The organism is Betaproteobacteria bacterium, from assembly GCA_016720925.1.
Classification (GTDB): Bacteria; Pseudomonadota; Gammaproteobacteria; order Burkholderiales; family Usitatibacteraceae; genus UKL13-2.
The window spans coordinates 73,123-95,132 of record JADKJR010000006.1 but is presented as its reverse complement, the minus strand read 5'-3'; the positions used below and the strand labels follow the sequence as shown (position 1 = coordinate 95,132).

Sequence of the window (22,010 nt, the reverse complement as noted above, 5' to 3'; positions counted from 1 at the left end):
TTGTTGCGGGCGAAGCCATTGCAGGATACGCGCAAGTCCGGGCCATGAAATGCGCACTGCACAACGCGCGGCTCAGCTCACGGCGCGCTCATTACAACCCGGCAAGCTGACAACACGCTTACAGAGGCGCGATTATCGCATAAAGATATCTTATGTCTTTTATAAGACATATTGACGCGCCGCAGCATTGGGTGTAACTTTGAATCGTTGCCGGCTGCCCAAATCCAACCCCGGCCACTGGAGATAAAAAATGAAACACGCACAAGCCGAGGCGCTCCCAAATACCGTGTCCGCCGACATGCTGGGCGATTACTGGCCAGGCATTCAGATCTACTACCCGCCGGTCAAATACGCGCCCGCCCTTGGCCTGTACGAAGATCTGGAACAGGCGTCGCAGCGCTTCAAGAAACACGCTTGGGGAACCTCTTCCCACACGCTGATTTTTGATCTGGAAGACGGCTGCCGCCAAAAGGAAATGTCGCGCGACCTGCTGCGTCGTGAGTTGCCCGGCATGCACAAACGCAAGGAAGTGCAGATTGCGGTGCGTATCAATCCCTTCCGCACCGAAGAGTATGAGAAAGACTTGCAAATGGTGCGCGATCTGTCCGATCACATCGACGTGGTGATGCTGGCCAAGGCGGGAGAGGCCTACGGCTCCCCGGAAATCCGCGACCTCTCCGCCCTGCTGGTGGGCCTCAACCACCGTATGACAATTCAGCCGATCATCGAGCATCCCAAGTCACTGAAAATTGCGCCCGACCTCATGCAGTATTCGACTGTCAAGCATGTGGTGTTTGGTATCCATGACTTTTCCAAGGCGATGGGTATCCAGATCACGCCGCGCAACTGGACCAAGGAACTCGCGTATTTCATGAATCAGGTGTTGTTTGAAGCGCGCATCGCCGGTAAGGGCGTCATCGGCGGCGTGGAGACGCTGATCGGGCAATCGACTATGCCGGAAAATTTTGTCGAACCAAATGACGTGCGTCGCTGGCTCGACTTGCACGGCGATGAAGAAAGTCGCGTGGTCTACGGCCACGCCTGTGAAGAATCCGCGATGGGCATGACCGGCAAGCAGGTCATTCATCCTTCGCACATTCACCCTTGCAAAGTCGCCTATACGCCCTCGCCCACCGACATCAAGACCAAGAGTGCGATCCTGAAAGCCGCCATCGAAGCCGACGCACTGCTCGGCGGTGCAATCAAGTTCAATGGCGAAATGCTCGATCCGCCGATGTTCGGCAAGGCCTTGCAGACACTGTTACGCGCGCACGCCTTGCACGCGCTGTCCGCGGCCGACACCGCGTTTGCCATTGAGGTGCTGCGAAAACTGCCAGCGCAAGTGGTTCGGGAAAACTGGCCGTACGGAGTCATTCTTTAGGACAACATGACGTAGATCGCCATTTGACGTGGTTTTCCAGCGATTTTCCGCTTGAACGCCTCGCCAGTGCTAGTGTGTTACCAAAACTGAAACCCAATTGAACCACGGAGACCACTGAGACCACGGAAGTAATACGAAGCCACTGCCAATCGGGTTTTCTCCGTGGTCTCAGTGGTCTCCGTGTTAAATCCGCTCTTGCATATCGATATGAACGCAAAAGCCTCCTTCCCGCCTTTCCCCGAATGGACCTGGCAGGTCCCGCAACTCTTCAACATCGGCGTTGCGTGTACCGACGCGCACGTGGCAACCGAGTTCGAAGATCGCATCGCCATGATCGTCGAAGACGATGCCCTCGGGACTGACACCGCAACCTATGGACAGCTTGCCGCCCGCACCAGTCAATTCGCGCAATTGCTGCGAAAGCATGGCGTGGATCCCGGCGATCGCGTATTGATCCGCCTGCCCAACAGTCTCGACTATCCGACCGCGTTTCTCGGCGCCATGAAGGCCGGCTCCATCGCAGTGCCAACCTCGACATTGCTCACCCCGGACGAAGTCTTGTACCTCGCCAAGGATTCCGGCGCCAAGGTACTGGTGATGGATCATGCCGCTTGGGAACATCTCGCACCACGCATTGCAGAAGCCCCTGATGCCCGACTGGTATTGCTCTCCGGCAAGGGCAAGCACATTGAAAATACGCTGATTCCCGCAATCGACCTGAAGCCCGCGCTGGACGCGATCACAGCGTGGTCGGCACCACATGCCACCCACGCAGGCGACCCGGCCTATCTCGTTTACACGTCGGGCACGACGGGTTTTCCCAAGGGCGTACTGCATGCGCACCGGGCACTCATCGGTCGCGAACCCGCCGCAGAATACTGGTACAACTTTGACCCGAAAAACGTTGACCGGATACTTCATTCAGGCAAGTTCAACTGGACCTATGTGCTTGGCTCCGGCCTGATGGATCCGTTGTATCTGGGCAAGACGGTCATTGTTCATGAAGGCAAGAACGATGCCGAGCTGTGGACGCGGCTGATCGCCAAGCACCAGGCAACGATTTTTATCGGCGTACCCACCATTTACCGCCAGATCGTGCAAAGACGACCACGACCAAGGCCGATGTACCGTCATTGCGTTTTTGCATGAGTGCCGGCGAGCACCTGTCGGATGACATGCTGGCCGCGTGGCGCTCGCGTTTCGGCATGGACATTTTTGAAGCCGTCGGCATGAGCGAGTTTTCCTACTACCTCTCGCAAAGCATACACCGACCGATCCGCGCCGGATCGGCGGGCTTCCCGCAGCCGGGGCACGATATTCAGCTGCTCGACCCCGAGACGCTAAAAGCCGTGCCGCGCGGCGAAGAAGGCATGATTTCCGTGCCGGAATCAGACCCGGGCCTGTTCCTGCGCTATTGGAATCAACCGGAGGAGACCGCCAAGTATCGCCATGACGGTTATTTTTTCACGGGTGACTACGCCAAGATCGACGAGGACGGATATCTCTGGTTCCTTGGCCGCAAGGACGACATCATCAAAAGCTTTGGCTATCGCGTCTCACCCTACGAGGTAGAACGCGTGCTGAAATCGCATCCGGCGGTGGCGGATTGCGCCTGCGTCGGCGAGGAAGCGGAAAAGGACAAGCTGCTGGTGGTCGCCTACGTCATTGCTCAGCCCGGTGCGACGGTTACGGCGGAACAACTGCAAGCATTCGGCAAGGAACATCTCGCCGCCTACAAGGCTCCGAAGCGAATCTACCTCGCCAAAGAATTCCCGCGCACCAAGAATGGTAAAATTCTTCGTCGGGAAATCAGTCCGGCGATTGCCACGTCTCACTTGTAGAAATCACGCTGGCCATGGAACGCACCGCGAATCTCTGAAACGCGTGCCGTTCGCGAAACGGCGGTGTTGGTACAACTGTCACAAGCCTGGTTGAAAATCGCTGAATCTCGTCCCTCACAAAGTCGCTTTGTGAGGGTTTTCCTATTTATTTGGCGGACGAATCCATGGACAAAAATAGCAAATTACCCGCGATGAAGCCGTTGCCCAGCCTCATTTTCATGAGTCGTTGGCTGCAATTGCCTTTGTATCTGGGCCTCATTCTTGCGCAAGCCGTATATGTATTCCAGTTCTGGTCGGAACTGTATTACCTGATTCTCTCCGCCTTTGGCAACGAAGCAGCGCTGCAGCATATCCTCATTTCGATCACCGTCGAAGGCGCCACGCCACCGACCAAGCTCAATGAAGGCACCATCATGCTGGTGGTGCTCGGACTCATTGACGTTGTGATGATTTCCAATCTGCTGATCATGGTCATCGTCGGCGGCTATGAGACTTTCGTTTCGCGCATGGGACTGGAAGGCCACCCCGACGAGCCAGAATGGCTTTCGCACGTCAATGCTTCCGTGCTGAAAGTGAAACTCGCCACCGCCATCATCGGCATCTCTTCCATTCACTTGCTCAAGACCTTCATCAACGCCAAGGCCTACATGGCCAACGGTGAATGGATCGCGCAAACGGTGATACACATCACGTTCCTGCTATCCGCGCTCGCCATCGCCTATAGCGACAAGATCATGTCACACCAGGTTAAACCCGCGAAACCCGGCGCCGAACATTAGGAGACCAAAATGACCACCATCAAACAGGAAGACTTCGTCTCATCCATCGCTGACGCGTTCCAATACATCAGCTACTACCACCCGGTCGATTACATCAAGGCGCTGCACGAGGCATACCTGAAGGAAGAATCACCCGCCGCCAAGGATGCGATGGCGCAGATCCTGATTAACTCGCGCATGGCGGCGGAGGGGCATCGCCCGATCTGTCAGGACACGGGAATTGCGATTGCCTTCATTCGCGTCGGCATGGATGTTCGCTGGGAGACCAAACTGTCGCTTGAACAGATGGTCAATGAAGGCGTGGGGCGCGCCTACAGCGATGTCGACAATCCATTGCGCGGCTCGATGCTTGCCGATCCCGATGGCAAGCGCACCAACACGGGCAACAATACTCCCGGCGTCACACACGTAGAACTGGTGCCGGGCGGCAAGGTGGAAGTGATCGTCGCGGCCAAAGGCGGCGGCTCGGAGAATAAGTCCAAGTTCGCCATGCTCCTTCCCTCCGACAGCATCGTCGATTGGGTGCTGCAGCAGGTACCCACCATGGGCGCGGACTGGTGTCCGCCCGGTCTGCTGTCGCTCGGCATCGGCGGCTCTCCGGAAAAGGCCATGCTGGTGGCCAAGTGGGGCATGATGGAGCCTTTCAACATGCATCAGTTGATGGCACGCGGACCGAAGAACCGTGCAGAGGAACTGCGGCTGGAAATCTTCGAGAAGGTCAACGCGCTCGGCATCGGCGCGCAGGGGCTGGGCGGACTATCCACCGTACTCGATGTAAAGGTAAACGACTATCCGACCCACGCGGCGTCCAAGCCGGTGGCATTGCTGCCGAACTGCGCAGCCACGCGGCATGTGCATTTCACGCTCGACGGCTCCGGTCCCGCCACGCTCAAACCGCCCTCACTGGAAGACTGGCCGAAGCTCGCACTCGATTTCAAAACGTCACGCCGCGTGAACCTGAACGGCATCACCAAGGCCGAGATCGCGTCGTGGAAATCCGGCGAAACATTGCTGCTGTCCGGCAAAATCCTCACCGGTCGCGATGCCGCCCACAAGCGCCTGACCGACATGATTGCCAAAGGCGAAAAACTGCCGGTGGATTTCACCAATCGATTCATCTATTACGTTGGCCCGGTCAATGCAGTACGCGATGAAGCTGTCGGCCCCGCGGGCCCGACCACGGCATCGCGCATGGATCGCTTCACACGCACGATGCTGGAAAAAACCGGGTTGATCGGTATGATCGGCAAATCCGAACGCAAGGATGTCGCGATTGAGGCCATACGCGACAACAAGTCCGTTTATTGCATCGCAGTGGGCGGTGCGGCGTATCTGGTGTCGAAAGCCATCAAGTCATCGCGATTGGTGGCGTTCGGAGAACTCGGCATGGAAGCAATTTACGAATTCGATGTCGTCGATATGCCGGTGACGGTCGCCGTTGACCCGGAAGGCAATTCCGTGCACAAGATCGGCCCGAAAGTCTGGCAGGCGAAGATCGGCAAGATTCCGGTGGTAGTCGCCTGAACATTGACGGTCAGGCCGCGCTCGTTCAATTGCTTTGAATACCGAAATCCCCACCTCAAACCCGCCGCCACAGCAGCCACCTCAATGCACGGGCGCGGCTGGCCCGCATATTTCCGTCATCGAAGGTTCGATCGGTTACCAGCGCTTGTTGACGTCATTGATTCGCGCGGCGCTGCCATCGGCGGAAATCGAGGGGATCGACCCATTTTCGCAAACCATGCGTGGTTCCGGCATTGCGTTCGGCATCAACAGCGATGTAATTGTTCTCGGAGGCATCGGCACCGAGGCCGAGGCAATGTCTGCATTGCAGCGCCTGCGAACACGTGAATCCTGCCCGCCAATCATTCTGCTCACCAGTCACGAACTGGAGCCACTGAGTTCGCGCCTTTGCGCCGCTGGCGCGGCAGCCGTCTTGCAGAAGGATGCGCTTTCACAAAATGTGCTCGCCGACACAATTTCGCGTCTGACCGGCAGATCGCGGGACAAGGAATCAACTGCCAAGGCATGCGCAACACATGAGCCGCGCGAATTTGGGCATTTCGTCTTTAGTGTTGCCAGCGAACGCGTGGTGCTCGCGGTTGATGGCTACCAATCGGTTACCACCCTGTCGGCGAATCCGATGGCACAGGTCATGCTCGCGGAAGCAATTGAGGATGGGACACGCGTCGTGGTCAAGTTTGGATTGTCGACTCCCGTTCATGACGCTGCTGCTGTCCGGCAATTTTGCGATCGCTACATGTACTTTTCCAGCTTGAAGGGCCGAAGCGCCGTGCATCACCTCGACGCGGGGATAGCCGGTACGTGGCCCTACGTGGTGCTGGAGTATCTTGCCGCCGGTGACTTGCGGCGCCGCATGCTGGGTCGACTTTCCAGCAACGCGGCGGCAAGAATACTGCACCAGCTCGCCGCCGCGCTGATCGACGTGCACGCGGGCGGATTCGCCCACATGGATTTGAAGCCCGAGAATATTTTCTTTCGTGACGACGAAAGTCTCGTACTGATCGATTTCAATATTTCCACCCGCATGCGTGACGTCACGCGGATTCGGACCAGCGACGATGTGGTGGGCTCTCCTTCCTACATGAGCCCCGAGCAAGGACGCGGCTTGCCGGTCGATGGCCGTAGCGATCTCTATAGCGCCGGTGTCATCTTCTACGAAATGCTCACGGGTCAAATGCCGTTCTCTGGCGAAAACTCGGCACAGGTGATCTTCAAGCATTTGCACGAAGAAGTGCCGTTGCTTCCCAGGCAGATCCGTCATCTCCAGCCGATTGTCGATCGGCTGCTGGCGAAGAATCCGGATGAACGATTTGCGAATGCATTCGAACTGCTTACGGCACTGCAGCCCTTGCTCGATCAACTTCCCGATCCACGCGGCGATGCGGGCGACGCCCTTGTTCCGTCTCCCCACTGACGTCATGTTTCCTCACGGTTCCGCTGACGCATTGTTCTTCGCCCGCCACGCGGCAAACGGTGGCCCGCTTTTCATCCTGACGTCCAATTCCCATGATGCAGAACGATTGCGCGAAGAAATTGGCTGGTTTGCACCTTCGCTACGCGTGCACCGATTGCCGGACTGGGAAACGCTGCCCTACGATCAGCTTTCACCGCACCCCGATCTGGTCTCGGAGCGATTAGCGACGCTCTATCAGTTTTCGCAGGGTCAGTTCGACATCGGCATCGTGCCTGTCACCACCGCGATGACGCGACTCTGCCCGCGTGAATACCTTTCCGGTCGCTCTTTCTTCCTCAAAACAAAATCCCGCCTCGACTTGAACCGGTTGCGCGAAGATTTGACCCTGGCCGGCTACGCGCACACAACCCAGGTCATGGCGCCTGGCGAATATGCGGTGCGCGGCGGACTGGTCGATCTGTTTCCGACCGGCAGCACGGTCCCTTACCGGATTGACCTGTTCGGCGAAGAAGTGGAAGCGATCCGTACTTTTGACGTTGACACCCCGGGCAGCCTTTATCCCGTCCACGAAATCCGCATGTTGCCCGCGCGGGAATTCCCCCTCGACAAGGAAGGCCAGAACCATTTTCGCGAGAGCTTTCGCGACCGGTTCGAGGGCGATCCTGCAAAGAGCCGCATGTACAAGGACGTGTCGACCGGTCTGGCGCCCAACGGCATCGAGTATTTCCTGCCTTTGTTTTTCGAGGCGACCGCTACGGTATTCGATTATCTGCCTGCCGGCACGCGCGTGTTTGCGCACGGCGACGTATCGGCCCGGGCCGAGGAATTCTGGCTGGACACCAAATCGCGTTATGAGCTGATGCGAGGCGACAAGGATCACCCGCTATTGCCGCCAATGGACGTGTTCGTGCCAGTCGATGAATTATTCGGCGGGCTGAACCGTTTTGAAAAACTTGACCGTGCCAGCATCTTTTCACCTACGCTGGCGCTACCCCCAATCGATGTCGATCGCCGAGCTGCCGATCCTCTCACCAAGTTCCGAGCGTTCGTCAAATCATTCGATGGCCGGATCGTCGTTACGACCGAGGGTATTGGCCGCCGCGAAACCGTCACCCAGTTTCTTGCCGACAATGGCCTGAACTCCGCGCCAGTAAACGATCTTGAGGGCATTACCACGCTTACCGGCAAGCTGGGACTGACGTTTGCGCCACTGCAGGCAGGCTTCATTCTGCCCAATGAGCAACTCGCCTTCGTCACCGAAAACGAGTTGTACGCATCTGAAGTCAAGCAGACGCGGCGTCGCGACAAATCGCGCATCAGTACTGAAGGCATGTTGCGTGATCTTGCCGAGGTCAACATCGGTGATCCGGTCGTGCATTCCCAGCATGGGATCGGCCGCTACGCCGGATTGGTGACGATGGATCTCGGCGAAGGCAGTCAGGAATTCCTGGAACTGCATTACGAAGGCAGCGACAAGCTGTTTGTTCCAGTCGCGCAATTGTCCGTCATCTCTCGCTACACCGGCGCGAATCCCGACAATGCGCCGCTGCATCGCCTCGGTAGTGGCCAATGGGAAAAAGCCCGGCGAAAAGCGGCCGAACAGGTGCGCGATACCGCCGCCGAGTTGCTGAATCTCTATGCACGCCGCGCCGCGCGGCAGGGATTTGCGTTCCCATTGAAGCTCAATGAATTCGACGCCTTCTCGTCCTCCTTTCCGTTCGAAGAAACACCCGATCAGGCCACCGCCATCAAAGCCGTCATGGCCGACATGACCTCAGGCAAGCCGATGGACAGGCTGGTGTGCGGCGATGTCGGTTTCGGCAAGACCGAGGTGGCATTGCGCGCGGCGTTCATTTCTGCGGCGGCCGGCAAACAAGTTGCCATCCTGGTCCCGACCACACTGCTCGCTGAACAGCACTTCCAGAACTTCTCCGACCGTTTCGCCGAATGGCCGATCAAAATCGCCGAGTTTTCGCGATTCCGCAGCGCCAAGGAAACCGCGGCCGCATTGAAAGGCGTCAACGATGGCACTATCGACATCGCCATCGGCACTCACAAACTGATTCAGAAAGATGTGCATTTCAAGAATCTGGGGCTGGTGATTATCGATGAAGAGCACCGTTTTGGCGTGAGGCAAAAGGAAGCGTTCAAGGCGCTGCGAAGCGAAGTCGACGTCCTGACCCTTACGGCCACCCCCATCCCGCGCACGCTGGCGATGTCGCTTGAAGGCCTGCGTGATTTTTCGGTGATCGCCACCGCGCCACAACGCAGACTCTCGATCAAGACCTTCGTCAATCCGCTATCAGATGGCATTGTTCGCGAAGCCATCCTGCGCGAACTGAAGCGCGGCGGCCAAGCCTACTACCTTTACAACGAAGTCGAAACCATCCAGAACCAGTACGATCGTCTTGCGAAACTGCTGCCGGAAGCGCGCATTGCCGTTGCCCACGGCCAGTTGCCGGAGCGCGAACTGGAACGGGTGATGCGTGATTTTTACCATCAACGCTCCAATGTGCTGCTGTGCTCAACCATCATTGAAACCGGCATTGATGTGCCGACCGCGAACACGATACTGATTCACCGCGCGGATAAATTCGGCCTGGCGCAATTGCATCAGTTGCGCGGCCGCGTCGGACGATCGCATCATCAGGCCTACGCGTACCTGCTCACACCACCGGAAGAAGCGTTGAACGCCAACGCCAAGAAACGCCTCGAAGCCATCCAGATGATGGAGGACCTGGGCGCGGGTTTTTATCTCGCCATGCACGATCTGGAAATCCGCGGCGCGGGCGAGGTGCTGGGCGATTCGCAGTCCGGCGGCATCCAGGACATCGGCTTCACGCTCTATACCGAGATGCTGAATAGCGCGGTCAAGTCACTCAAAGCCGGCAAGGAACCCGACCTGCTGAAGCCCCTGAATGTGGCGACCGAAATCAACCTGCATAGTCCCGCCCTGCTGCCCGATACTTTTTGCGGCGACGTTCACGAGCGATTGGTGATCTACAAGCGCCTGGCCAACTGCGAAACCGAGGACGCGCTGGACAATCTGCGCGAAGAACTGATTGACCGCTTCGGATTATTGCCGGACCCGACGCATACGCTGGTGGAATGTCATCGCCTGCGCATACTGGGCAAGCCGCTTGATCTCATGAAAATCGACGCCAGTGCACAAGCCATCATTGTTCAATTCGGCCCCGATACACCCATTCATCCGCAGCGCGTGATTCAACTGGTACAACAGCGGCGCAATTACAAGCTGGCGGGGCAGGACAAGTTGCGCATTGAAAAGCCGGTCGCAAACCTGCGCGACCGCGTGAGTGAAATAAAGTACATCTTGCGCGAGCTGACGCCCGAATCGCTGGCAACCACCACCAAAGCGGCAGCATGATGGTAGACCTCATCGTTCAGGGCGAGGATATCGCCACGCATGACCTGAAATTGCTGCACGCGCTTTCCGGGGCGGAAAACATTACGCGCATCGAATCGGTTGCACATCAGGCATTTCGCCTGGCCAATGCAAATCCTGCGACGCGGACAACCGTTGCCGCGCACTGCGAAAGCGCCAAGCTCGATTTTGCCTTCATGCCCGCTGGAAAAAAGCTCAGCGACTTCGGCTTGATCGCGATGGATATGGATTCCACGCTCATCACCATCGAGTGCATCGACGAGATTGCTGATTTCGCCGGCCGGAAGGCCGAAGTCGCCGCGATCACCGAGCGCGCCATGCGTGGCGAAATTGATTGGCCGGAGAGTTTGCGCCAGCGTGTCTTGCTGCTATCCGGACTACACGAGTCGGTATTGCAGCAGGTGATTGACGAGCGTTTGACACTTACATCGGGTGCGGAACGTCTCATCGCGACGGCAAAAAAACTCCGCATCAAGCTCTTGCTGGTATCCGGTGGCTTTACGCTGTTCACCGAGCACCTGAAATCACGGCTCGGATTTGACTACGCCTATTCCAATGCGCTGGAAATCGTCAATGGCAAACTCACCGGCAATGTGATCGGCGCGCTTTGCGACGCGGACGGCAAGGCACGCTATCTGCGCGAAACCGCCTCTGCGTTGTCGCTGCCGCGCGAACGTTGTATCGCCATTGGTGACGGCGCAAATGATCTGAGCATGCTGGCCGCGGCTGGCGTCTCGATAGCGTATCGCGCCAAGCCGGTGGTGCGGTTGGAGGCGAATGTGGCAATCAACTATGTGGGACTGGACGGCGTATTGGCGCTGTTCAATTGATTGGCAGCTCGAAAAGCATGAACAAACCCTAGTGCTGGCGGGCTTTTCCAGCCATTTTCGGCCCGAGAACCGCTACAGTGCTTGAGGTTTGGTGGGGACTTTACCCGTCTGTGGATCGCCTTCGGGACGGCGCCATGCAGGCAACTGCGCGACCTGCAAGGTTGATGTTTATGGCGTCGGCACTTTCGGCAACGGAAAATACGCATAAGGTTGTTTCGGCGCTTCCGATTCCTCCTGCCGCTTCAGCTCCTGCAAATCCAGCTTCCGGTCCCACCACGTTGCGCGATTCGTTTTCTGCAGTTCTTTCAACTGCGGATTCTTGTCCATCAACTCGCGAAGAAACTGGGTAATGTCGGATTCATACATGGCCATGGCAATTGCTCCTGTGTATAGCAAGATACAGCGAACCGCAGCGAAATACGGCGAAAGGAATGAAATGATTTTATCATTCCGATAGGTCAGACTACTGATCTGGCACAACCCTTGCTGCAAATGAACGCGAATCGAGCATGACAAGAGAAAAGACCGATAAACCGATGTTGGAGCTTCGTTACCCGCGCTCGTTTCTGGGATTGCTGCTGGTCGGCTTTCTTATCGTCGCGTTGCCGCTGATCGCGGGACTGGTTTCAAATGCGTTTGCCATTGAGAAGCTCTCGGAGCAGAGTCAGAAGGCGGTGTATAACGCGACCGTGGCCACGCAAAATGCCCGTCAGCTGGCGAGCCTCAGTCTGGCGATGGAGCGCTCCGGGCGGTTCTATGCGGTATCCGGTGATCGCGACCTGATTGAGACCTACAAGCAATCGCGCGAAAGTTTTCTGAAACTGAACGGCGAATTCATGGCGCTGCCGCTCACCACCGAGATGCGAAGTACGGCGGACGCCATCCGGCAGCGCGAGAATAGTATATTTGCCGCGCTCACCGCAAAAAGCCCGACACCCGAATTGGCAAAACAGCTTGAGCGCGACTTCTCCGACCTTTCCCAGCGCACCCAGTCGCTGAACGCCCTGGCCAGCCTGTTGATCGACCAGGAGGTCGCCGCGTTGCGCGCGTCCGCGGTCAAGTCGCGCAATCAGGTGTTCTGGCAATTGCTGGCGATGATCCCATCCGCGCTGTTGATGATCGCCGGCTTCACCTATCTTCTGGCGCGGCCGATTCGCGATCTGGATGCGGCCATCAATCGCCTCGGTGAAGGCAAGCTAGCCAAGCGCATCCACGTCAGCGGTCCGCGCGATATCGAGAAGCTCGGCGAGCAACTCGACTGGCTGCGCCAGCGCCTGATCTCGCTCGAAGACCAGAAGACGCGCTTCTTCCAGCACGTCTCGCATGAATTGAAAACGCCGCTGACAGCATTGCGCGAAGGCTCCGACCTGCTGGGCGACGAAGTGGTTGGCAAACTGAATGACGAGCAACTTGAGATTGCGCGCATTCTGAAACAGAACTCACTCACGCTGGAAAGGCTCATTCAGGATCTGCTCACGTATTCGCAAACACAGTCCGCGGATCGTCTCGACAAGAAGGTGGCCTTTGAAACAAAACCACTGCAGCTAAAGGATTTGATCGACGAGGTCGTCGAGCTGCAAAAAATCGCGATCGTCGCAAAGTCGCTGACGGTGACACGCGAATGCGAAAAAACGTCATACCAAGGCGACCCGGGGAAACTGCGGGTGGTGATCGACAATTTGCTGTCGAACGCGATCAAATATTCGCCCGTCGGCGGAACAATCATCTTGCGCCTTGGCAAACACGAAGAGACGGCGGTAATCGAAGTGATCGACAGCGGCCCCGGTATTCCGGCGGAAGACCGTGACCGGATATTCGACCCGTTCTATCGGGGAACAGCCGCAACCCAATCAGGCACCAAGGGTACGGGATTGGGACTTGCAATCGTGCGGGATTATGTGGAAATGCATCATGGAACCGTCAAAGCGCTGGGTGCGGCGGGCGCACATTTTCGTGTCGTGCTTCCAAAATTGCCGCACACACCCGTCGCGACCTAGTTTTTCAGAGAAACCGAAATGAAGAAAAGTACATGCATCGCGCTACTGCTACCTGGCCTGCTTACGGCCTGCGCCTTCGAATCCAAGCGCATTGATGCGCCAGGGTCGCGCATGATCGACCAGCATCGTCCGCCATCCGAGGCGGATCAGTTGTTGGGTCACATCTCCCGGACGCGAAAGCTCGAGGCTCGCGAATTCGCTGTCGAGCGTGAAATGGTGCGCACCCAGTTTCAGAACGACAAGAGCGATTTCAACCGTGTCAAGTACGCGCTGATGCTGGCAATGGCGCCAGGAGCAACTTCAACGGTTTCGAACTTATCCGTGCAGGACGATGTCGAACTGATTGCCGTGCTGGAGCCGCTGATCGCCAGCAGCGGATCGGGAAACACGCCAGGCGCCTCGTCGGTTCGCGCCTTGGCGGCATTGCTACACGGCGTGGTGAGTGATCGTCGAAAGGTACGGGAACAATTGCGCGATACCCAGTCGCGACTTGTACTCGCCAAGAAAGAAGACACGCGGGATGCCGAAGCACGGGCATTGCGAGCCCGGGTGGAAGAACTTGAAACACAACTGAATGCCCTCAAGTTAATAGAGCGTAGCGTAATCCGGCGCGCGGAAGATGTACGTAAATGAGCAATGCAAATGAATACTGTAATTGAAGCCTCCAAAACAGTTGCCGCGGCAACAAAGGGCAACCTTCTGCTGGTTGATGATGACGCCGACATCCTGAAATTGCTGGCGATCCGACTGAAGGCCAGCGGCTATCAAGTGATGACCGCAAGCAGTGGCGAGCAGGCGTTGTCGATGGCGGCCGCCGAGCGCCCGGACTTGGTCGTCACCGATCTGCGCATGGCAGGACTGGATGGGATGGCGCTGTTCCACGAAATTGAGCGCCGGCATACCGGCTTGCCGGTGATTATCCTCACTGCGCATGGCACCATTCCCGATGCGGTCGCCGCGACCCGTCAGGGGGTCTTTGGCTATCTCACCAAGCCCTACGACGCCAACGAATTGCTTGCACAGGTGAATCGCGCCTTGTCGCTTCATGGAGGCGCCACGGCAAGCAAGAGAATCGACCAATCCTGGCATTCGGAGATCATCACCAAGAGCCCGCTGATGGAGGATCTGTTGCGGCGCACCGAAAGGGTTGCGCAAGGCGATGCCAGCATCCTGATACAGGGCGAGAGTGGCACCGGCAAGGAACTACTGGCACGTGCACTGCACAATGCCAGCCGACGCAGCGACAAGCCGTTTGTCGCCATCAATTGCGGAGCGATTCCCGAGACCTTGCTGGAGTCCGAGTTGTTCGGCCACAAGAAAGGTGCGTTTACCGGTGCAACTGCCGATCATCCGGGCTTGTTCGTGGAAGCGCATTCCGGCTCACTGCTGCTCGATGAAATCGGTGATATGCCGATTGCCTTGCAGGTGAAACTGTTGCGCGCGCTTGAGGCACGCGAGATTCGCCCGGTCGGATCCACCAAAACGGTCAGCGTCGACGTGAGGATCATTTCCGCCAGCCACAAAGATCTCAATCAAGCCAAGGCTGAAGGTACCTTTCGCGAAGACTTGTTCTATCGCTTGAATGTCGTCACGCTAAAATTGCCGGCGCTACGGGAACGGCGCGAAGATATTCCATTGTTGCTTGCGCATTTCCTGAAGCGATTGTCGGAGCGCTATGAAAAAGGCGTGAACGCATTTTCGCCCGAGGCGCTGGAGATGCTGATTGCGGCGCCATGGCCCGGCAACATCCGGCAGTTGTATAACGTCGCCGAACAGGTGGTCGCACTGAGCAGCGGCGAGATTGTTTCCACCAAAGTGGTGGAACAGGCAATGCAGCTTGAAATGCAGCGCATCGATTCGTTCGAGGATGCGCGTCGGCGATTCGAGTATGACTACCTGACACGCCTGCTGAAGCTCACGCAAGGCAGCGTGACCCAGGCCGCGAAGCTTGCGCAACGCAATCGCACGGAATTCTACAAACTGCTGCAGCGCCACAGCATTGAAGCAGCGCATTTCAAAGCGCCGCCGCTGTAAAGAACGCGCATTTCTGATACCTATTGAGGCGATGGCCCGTCTCAGTTTGGAGACAACATTACCGTAGCGAAATCAATGACATATCATTTGTCCTCATTTTTGTCGCCAATCAGCGACACATTCGATGTCGATTTGATTGACACTGCATTGGTTCAGAAACATCAACATATTGATTTTTAACAAGTAAATATTGTTGGCATGAGGGTTGCTCATATACACGCGAATGCTTCTGGACCGCCCTCCCTCCCTGGGCGCTTTGATGCCGGAAAGGTCCCCGGCTCAAAGGTTCTCCTCCTGGAGTATTCGAGAGTGCGCCTTCAGGGGTGGTCGAGAGATCACCCCTAATTTTTTGTGCGTTCGTTCCGTGCCTTCTGCAATTCCAATCAGTGTATGGAGTCTTCGTGCCTCGCCGCGAGGGCAATCCAATCGACTCCGCCGATTAGAGTGTTGCCTCTAGTCCCTGTCCGCTATCCTGAGACGACTATTGCCACGTCGCACTTTCCGCTGCCGTGGAAAATACTTCAAGGATTCCCATGCCGGCAAAGGCGCACTTTCATCCATCCGACCTGCGGGCTGCCAGCCGCCTCGCCATCGACGCGGTTGTCGGTATTACCGATCTGGTCGAGGCCATGCACCACAATATCGCCAGCGCAGCCATGCCATTGGGTAAGCCCGCTGCCGGCAAACCCAGTGGGATTGCGGGCCTTGCCTATCGTACGGTGCGAGGCGTCACTCGCATGGTTGGGGGCGGCATCGATATCGCGCTCGCGCCGCTGGCGGCACTCCTTGAGGAGCGCGAGTCCTCGTCCGCTCGCGATGCCGTCGTCGCCGCGCTTAACGGGGTGCTGGGCGACTATCTTGCCGAGACTGGCAATCCGCTTGCCCTGACAATGCAATGGCGCTCAAAGGGAAAGGCGCTTGCGACCGAAAAGACGGCATTGCAGGCTGCATTCCCGAAAGCTTCCGGGAAAGTGCTGGTACTGGTTCACGGACTATGCATGAGCGATCAGCAATGGCTACGTGATGGTCACGATCACGGTGCGGAGTTGGCGCACGATTTTGGCTATACGCCGGTCTACCTGCGCTACAACAGCGGCTTGCACATTTCTGCCAATGGCCGCGAATTCTCGGAAATGCTTGAATCGCTGTTGGCGGCCTGGCCGGTCCCGGTTGAAGATCTGGTCATTCTGACTCACAGTATGGGCGGATTGATCACACGCAGCGCCGTCCATTATGGGAAGGCAGCGGGCCAGCACTGGCCGGAACAATTGCGCTCGCTGGTCTTTCTCGGCACACCGCATCATGGCGCGCCGCTGGAGCGCGGCGGGCATTGGTTGGATACGATCCTCGGTGTCAGCCCATATACGGCACCCTTCACGCGTCTGGGAAAAATTCGCAGCGCCGGCATTACCGACCTTCGATTCGGCGATTTGCGGGATGAAGACTGGCAGGGCCACGAACAGCACAAACGGACCAAGGCGGCAAAGCACGCATTGCCGCTTCCCACCGCAACAAATTGCTATGCCATTGCCGCCACGACCGGCAACAAACCGGGCGACTTGAACGATCGCTTATTGGGTGACGGACTGGTTCCCGTATCCAGCGCACTCGGGCAGCACGCTAATTCCGTACTGGACCTGGCGATTCCCGCGGATCGCCAATGGGTGGGCTATGGAATTAACCACATGGACTTGTTAAGTTCGGCAGATGTGTACGCACAAATCAAGCAATGGCTGGCGTCCAAAGCAATCTGAGCGCCACTACGAAACCTCGTCAATCCATGCCATTTGTATCGCTTCGAGGATTTTCTCGCCGGAGTGATTTGGCGCATCATCGAATTCCGGCAGCGACATCACCCATTCACGCAAATCGGTGAAGCGAATCGATTTGGGATCGATGTCGGGATGGGCATCTGCGAGCTGAATGGCAATTTCCAGGCTGTCAGTCCATTTCATCAATGTTCCTCCCGCGCGTGATTGATGGTGTATTTGGGAATCTCGATCACCAGCTTCTCGCTGCGCACCTTGGCCTGGCACGACAAGCGTGACTGCGACGTCAGCCCCCAGGCCATGTCGAGCATATCCTCTTCTTTCTCTTCGGCTTCATCGAGCGAATCCAGCCCCTCGCGCACGATAACGTGACAAGTGGTACAGGCGCAGGATTTTTCGCAGGCATGTTCGATTTCTATGCCGTTTCGCAGCAAGGCATCGCACAGCGATTCGCCATCCGCCGCCTCAAATTCGACGCCGGCCGGGCACAAACTTTCGTGGGGTAACACCTGAATTCGGGTCATGAAATATTCACATCCTCTAACTTCCTGCCGCGGAGCGCATCGGCCACGCTTCGATCCATGCGCCGTTCCGCAAAATCTTCCGTGGCGACTGATAGCGCCGCGATGCTGTTCTTGATCGCACGATGATCTTCGCCCGCTGCAACCTGCGTTAGCGTCATCATTGCCTTTTCAATTCCCGCACGTTCATCACGCGCCAGCAACGTATCACCATCTTTCTCCAACGCCACACGCAATGCCTCGATCATGCGCGCGGCTTCGACGCGTTGTTCGGATAGCGCGCGAGCCTTGGCGTCTTCGTCGGCATAGTGGAAACTTGCCTTCAGCATCTCGGCAATCTCCGCGTCACTCAATCCGTAAGAGGGTTTCACTTCAACGCGCGTCTCGACACCGCTGACCGTCTCGCGGGCCGACACAGACAACAAGCCATCCGCATCCACCTGAAACATTACCTGTATGCGTGCGGCACCGGCCACCATCGGCGGAATGCCACGCAACTCAAAGCGCGCCAGCGACCGGCAATCCTTCACCAATTCTCGTTCGCCCTGAACAACATGAATCGCCATCGCGGACTGACCATCCTTGAACGTGGTGAATTCCTGCGCACGCGCAACGGGTATCGTCGAATTGCGCGGAATCACTTTTTCTGTCAGCCCACCCATCGTTTCCAGGCCCAGCGACAATGGAATGACATCGAGCAACAGGAGGTCGTCCGCGCTACGATTACCGGCGAGCACATTCGCCTGAATGGCCGCGCCCAGTGCGACGACCTTGTCGGGGTCGAGATTGTTGAGCGGCGACCTGCCAAAAAAGTCCGCAATCGCCTGTTGCACATGCGGCATCCGCGTTGCACCGCCAACCATTACCACGCCATCGATATCCGCGACGGATAGTTTCGCGTCGCGCAGCGCCTTTCTGACCGGTTGAAGTGTGCGCTGTACCAGCGACGCGCTCATGGCGTGGAATTCCTGCCGGGAAAGCTTGAGATGGAATTCTTGTCCGTATGACAGCGGCAGCAGGGTTTCCACCATCTCCTCGGTCGTGAGGCGTTCTTTAACTTCACGTGCCTTCATCAGTAAGCGACGCATGTCGCGGTGATCGGCGGCCGCAATCCCGTATGCATTGCGCCAATGCGCGCCGATGGCTTGGTCAAAATCATCGCCGCCCAGCGCCGAATCGCCATTGGTAGCCAGCACTTCAAAAATTCCCTTGGCGAGCCGCAGAATCGAGATATCAAATGTGCCACCACCAAGATCAAACACCGCGAAAGTGCCCTCACTGGCGTTGTCAAGGCCGTACGCGACCGCCGCTGCCGTGGGTTCATTCAGCAATCGCAGCACGTTGATTCCCGCCAGACCCGCAGCATCCTTGGTCGCCTGTCGTTGCGAATCGTCAAAATAGGCGGGCACCGTAATCACCGCCCCGACCAATTCGCCACCCAGGGATTCCTCGGCCTGTTTTCGCAGCACCTTGAGTATTTCTGCCGACACATCAACCGGAGACTTGATGCCGGCGACGGTTTCAATTTTCACCATGCCGGGCGCATCGATAAAACGATAAGGCAGCGTGCCATATTTGGCGACGTCAGCTATGCCGCGCCCCATGAAGCGCTTGACCGAGACGATGGTATTTTCCGGGTCCTCCGCCTGCGCGGCCCGGGCCAAACGACCGACCACGACATTGCCATCGGTATCGTAGCGCACAGCCGACGGCAATAGCGGGTCGCCTTCATGGTCCAGAAGCACCTCCGCCGCGCCGCTTTTTACGGTGGCCACCAGCGAATTGGTTGTCCCCAAGTCGATACCGACCGCAAGCCGGTGCTGGTGCGGTGCGGTGGTTTCGCCGGGTTCAGCGATTTGCAGAAGGGCCATATTGTGTCCAGTTTATGGCGAATACGCTCAGGTACCAAACGCTTCGAGCGCGTCGTCGATTTCTTCGCCGAGTTTTTCGAGGAAACGCAACTTGCGCACGGTTAGACGCGCATCGCAGAGTGTGGCACCGGCAGAGAGTTGCTGGCGCAGCTGTTCGAACATTGTTCTTTCCTCATTCAGCCGTTGTACGGCCAAGGCATCCAGCCGCGCTTCATCGCGGGCGGATTTGGCGTCCACCACTGCTTCACGCCATTCCATTTGTTGCAGCAGAAAATCCACCGGCATGGCCGTATTGGATTCTTCTTCCGTGTCGATGCCATTGATACGAAGAAAGTAACGTCCGCGCTTCAGCGGCGATTTAAGTGTCTGGTAGCCTTCGTTGGCGCGCGTCGCCCACTGGGCAGCGAGCCGTTTTTCTGCATCGCTTGTGCCCGCAAAGCGATCGGGATGCACCTCCCGCAGCAGATCACGGTAGGCTTGGTCCAGCGCTTGCGTGTCGAGGTCATAAGACACCGGCAGGGCAAACAATTCGAAGTGATTTTGGGTGAAATCCGGGCTCATTCGCGAAAAAGGGCGACTGCGATGTCGCCCCCTTTTTTTGGCCCTCTTCAATTCTTAGTTGAGAGGGAAGTGTTCAGGCAAGCATCAAACGTTGAAGCTCTCTCCGCAACCGCATTTGTCTTTTTCCCGGGGGTTGTTGAATTTGAAGCCTTCGTTCAAGCCTTCCCGGACAAAATCGAGCTCGGTTCCGTCAATATAGGCGAGACTCTTGGGATCGACGAATACCTTGACGCCATGGCTCTCGAAGGCCTGATCCTCTTCACTCGCCGCGTCCACGAACTCCAGCTTGTAGGCCATTCCCGAGCAACCCGTCGTGCGCACGCCGAAACGCACGCCGACACCCTTGCCGCGTTTGGCCAGATAGTTCTGTACGTGCTCCGCCGCGCGATCTGTAAGCGTGATAGCCATGATTATTCCGCCGCCTCCTTCATCGCTGTTTCGCCATGCTTGGCCTTGTAGTCCGCAATGGCCGCCTTGATGGCGTCTTCGGCCAGGATCGAGCAGTGAATCTTTACCGGCGGCAGCGCCAGCTCTTCGGCGATCTGCGTGTTCTTGATGGTACCGGCTTCATCGATCGATTTGCCCTTCACCCACTCGGTAACAAGCGAAGATGACGCGATCGCCGAGCCGCAACCGTAAGTCTTGAATTTGGCATCCTGGATGATTCCATCGGGGCCGACCTTGATTTGCAACTTCATGACGTCGCCGCACGCGGGCGCGCCGACCATGCCGGTTGCTACACCCGCTTCATCCTTGCCAAATGAACCGACATTTCGCGGGTTTTCATAATGATCGATAACTTTTTCTGAGTAAGCCATGATTCAACTCCTGGTTAAACGTTGGGACGCATGCATCTCTACGTCATTCTTAATGCGCGGCCCATTGAACGGAATTGAGGTCAACGCCGTCCTTGTACATTTCCCACAGTGGCGACATATCGCGCAGTTTCTGGATACGTTCTTTCAGCAATTTGATCGCGAAATCGATATCGGCTTCGGTCGTGAAGCGGCCGATGGTAAAGCGAATGGAACTGTGCGCGAGTTCGTCATTGCGACCGAGTGCACGCAGCACGTACGACGGCTCGAGTGACGCGGAAGTGCATGCCGAACCCGACGACACCGCGAGTTCCTTGATGCCCATGATCAACGATTCGCCCTCGACGAAATTGAAGCTCACGTTGAGGTTATGCGGCACCCGATGGTCGAGATCGCCATTGATGTAAACCTCCTCCATATCCTTCACGCCTTCCAGCAACCGGTCGCGCAACATGCGGATACGCTCATTCTCCGCCTGCATTTCCTGGCGCGCCAGACGAAACGCTTCGCCCATGCCGACGATCTGATGGGTCGCGAGCGTGCCGGAACGAAATCCGCGCTCATGGCCGCCACCGTGCATTTGTGCTTCAAGGCGAATCCGCGGCTTCCGGCGCACGAATAGCGCACCAATGCCTTTCGGGCCATAGGTCTTGTGCGCGGAAAAACTCATCAAGTCCACTTTGAGTGCCTGCAGGTCAACAAGCACCTTGCCGGTGGCCTGTGCGGCATCGACGTGAAAAACAATGCCTTTCGCGCGGCAAATTTCACCGATTTCGGCAATTGGCTGGATCACACCGATTTCATTGTTCACAAACATGATCGACACGAGAATAGTATCCGGACGCAGTGCAGCCTTGAATACTTCCATGTCGATGAGGCCGTTGTCCTTCACATCGAGGTAGGTGGCCTCAAAGCCCTGCCGCTCGAGTTCGCGAACCGTATCCAGCGTGGCCTTGTGCTCGGTTTTTACCGTGATGATGTGCTTGCCCTTGGTGCTGTAAAAGTGCGCAGCCCCTTTCAGCGCCAGATTGATCGACTCCGTGGCGCCGGAGGTCCAGACAATTTCCTTCGCATCACAATTAACCAGTTTGGCGACTTCTTCGCGGGCGCTTTCGACCGCTTCCTCGGCGGTCCAGCCATAGCTGTGACTGCGCGAGGCCGGGTTGCCGAATTGCTCCGTCAGGTAGGGAATCATTTTCGACGCCACACGTGGATCTACCGGCGTGGTGGCAGAATAATCGAGATAGATGGGCTGTTTCATGATCGT

Annotated in this window: 18 protein-coding genes and 1 pseudogene; 11 read left to right on the top strand and 8 right to left on the bottom strand. The window is 57.2% G+C overall.

Going from position 1 to position 22,010, the window contains the following annotated elements:
• Window positions 1–250: 250 nt before the first annotated feature.
• The 7 genes and pseudogenes from IPP88_10555 to serB all read left to right on the top strand — a co-directional run bounded on the left by IPP88_10555 (window position 251) and on the right by serB (window position 11,175).
• The gene (locus IPP88_10555; protein MBL0123132.1) at window positions 251–1,381 is read left to right on the top strand and encodes an aldolase; all 1,131 of its coding nucleotides are present in this window, start codon (window positions 251–253) and stop codon (window positions 1,379–1,381) included.
• Window positions 1,382–1,588: 207 nt separating this feature from the next.
• Window positions 1,589–3,222 (top strand): annotated as a pseudogene (locus IPP88_10550) (acyl-CoA synthetase).
• A 164-nt stretch (window positions 3,223–3,386) separates the two neighbouring features.
• Window positions 3,387–4,001 (top strand): TIGR00645 family protein, encoded by a 615-nt coding sequence (locus IPP88_10545; protein ID MBL0123131.1) that lies wholly within the window; start codon window positions 3,387–3,389, stop codon window positions 3,999–4,001.
• Window positions 4,002–4,010: 9 nt separating this feature from the next.
• Window positions 4,011–5,525, top strand: a complete 1,515-nt coding sequence (locus IPP88_10540) for a fumarate hydratase (GenBank protein MBL0123130.1) — start codon at window positions 4,011–4,013, stop codon at window positions 5,523–5,525.
• A 34-nt stretch (window positions 5,526–5,559) separates the two neighbouring features.
• The gene (locus IPP88_10535; GenBank protein MBL0123129.1) at window positions 5,560–6,939 is read left to right on the top strand and encodes a protein kinase; all 1,380 of its coding nucleotides are present in this window, start codon (window positions 5,560–5,562) and stop codon (window positions 6,937–6,939) included.
• Entirely contained in the window at window positions 6,905–10,327 is a 3,423-nt protein-coding gene (gene mfd, locus IPP88_10530; GenBank protein MBL0123128.1) for a transcription-repair coupling factor, read from the top strand. The genes IPP88_10535 and mfd overlap by 35 nt, the downstream gene beginning before the upstream one ends.
• Complete coding sequence (gene serB, locus IPP88_10525; protein MBL0123127.1) at window positions 10,324–11,175, top strand: phosphoserine phosphatase SerB; 852 nt, start codon at window positions 10,324–10,326, stop codon at window positions 11,173–11,175. The genes mfd and serB overlap by 4 nt, the downstream gene beginning before the upstream one ends.
• A gap of 168 nt (window positions 11,176–11,343) precedes the next feature.
• On the opposite strand, the gene IPP88_10520 is transcribed toward serB, so the two are convergent.
• On the bottom strand, window positions 11,344–11,547 hold the full coding sequence (locus IPP88_10520) for a DUF3460 family protein (protein ID MBL0123126.1): 204 nt from the start codon (window positions 11,545–11,547) through the stop codon (window positions 11,344–11,346).
• A gap of 137 nt (window positions 11,548–11,684) precedes the next feature.
• On the opposite strand from IPP88_10520, the gene IPP88_10515 reads away from it, so the two are divergent.
• The 4 genes from IPP88_10515 (at window position 11,685) to IPP88_10500 (ending at window position 16,960) form a co-directional block, all read left to right on the top strand.
• Window positions 11,685–13,172 (top strand): HAMP domain-containing protein, encoded by a 1,488-nt coding sequence (locus IPP88_10515; protein MBL0123125.1) that lies wholly within the window; start codon window positions 11,685–11,687, stop codon window positions 13,170–13,172.
• An 18-nt stretch (window positions 13,173–13,190) separates the two neighbouring features.
• Window positions 13,191–13,805 (top strand): hypothetical protein, encoded by a 615-nt coding sequence (locus IPP88_10510; GenBank protein MBL0123124.1) that lies wholly within the window; start codon window positions 13,191–13,193, stop codon window positions 13,803–13,805.
• Between the two features lie 9 nt (window positions 13,806–13,814).
• Window positions 13,815–15,206, top strand: coding sequence for a sigma 54-interacting transcriptional regulator (locus IPP88_10505; GenBank protein ID MBL0123123.1), 1,392 nt, complete (start codon window positions 13,815–13,817; stop codon window positions 15,204–15,206).
• Between the two features lie 533 nt (window positions 15,207–15,739).
• The gene (locus IPP88_10500; GenBank protein ID MBL0123122.1) at window positions 15,740–16,960 is read left to right on the top strand and encodes an alpha/beta hydrolase; all 1,221 of its coding nucleotides are present in this window, start codon (window positions 15,740–15,742) and stop codon (window positions 16,958–16,960) included.
• A 6-nt stretch (window positions 16,961–16,966) separates the two neighbouring features.
• Here the strand turns inward: IPP88_10500 and iscX are convergent, their stop codons facing one another.
• The 7 genes from iscX to IPP88_10465 form a co-directional block, all read right to left on the bottom strand.
• Window positions 16,967–17,161, bottom strand: coding sequence for a Fe-S cluster assembly protein IscX (iscX, locus tag IPP88_10495; protein ID MBL0123121.1), 195 nt, complete (start codon window positions 17,159–17,161; stop codon window positions 16,967–16,969).
• Window positions 17,161–17,499, bottom strand: coding sequence for an ISC system 2Fe-2S type ferredoxin (fdx, locus tag IPP88_10490; GenBank protein ID MBL0123120.1), 339 nt, complete (start codon window positions 17,497–17,499; stop codon window positions 17,161–17,163). The genes iscX and fdx overlap by 1 nt, the downstream gene beginning before the upstream one ends.
• Complete coding sequence (gene hscA / locus IPP88_10485; protein MBL0123119.1) at window positions 17,496–19,367, bottom strand: Fe-S protein assembly chaperone HscA; 1,872 nt, start codon at window positions 19,365–19,367, stop codon at window positions 17,496–17,498. The genes fdx and hscA overlap by 4 nt, the downstream gene beginning before the upstream one ends.
• A gap of 27 nt (window positions 19,368–19,394) precedes the next feature.
• Window positions 19,395–19,928: a Fe-S protein assembly co-chaperone HscB gene (gene hscB / locus IPP88_10480; protein MBL0123118.1), complete on the bottom strand. Its 534-nt coding sequence runs from the start codon at window positions 19,926–19,928 to the stop codon at window positions 19,395–19,397.
• A gap of 84 nt (window positions 19,929–20,012) precedes the next feature.
• Entirely contained in the window at window positions 20,013–20,336 is a 324-nt protein-coding gene (gene iscA, locus IPP88_10475; protein MBL0123117.1) for an iron-sulfur cluster assembly protein IscA, read from the bottom strand.
• A gap of 2 nt (window positions 20,337–20,338) precedes the next feature.
• A complete protein-coding gene (gene iscU, locus IPP88_10470; GenBank protein MBL0123116.1) occupies window positions 20,339–20,746 on the bottom strand; it encodes a Fe-S cluster assembly scaffold IscU in 408 nt (135 codons plus the stop codon).
• A 49-nt stretch (window positions 20,747–20,795) separates the two neighbouring features.
• Window positions 20,796–22,004 carry an IscS subfamily cysteine desulfurase gene (locus IPP88_10465; protein ID MBL0123115.1) on the bottom strand — a complete coding sequence of 403 codons (1,209 nt, stop codon included), beginning with the start codon at window positions 22,002–22,004 and terminating at the stop codon, window positions 20,796–20,798.
• Window positions 22,005–22,010 lie beyond the last annotated feature (6 nt).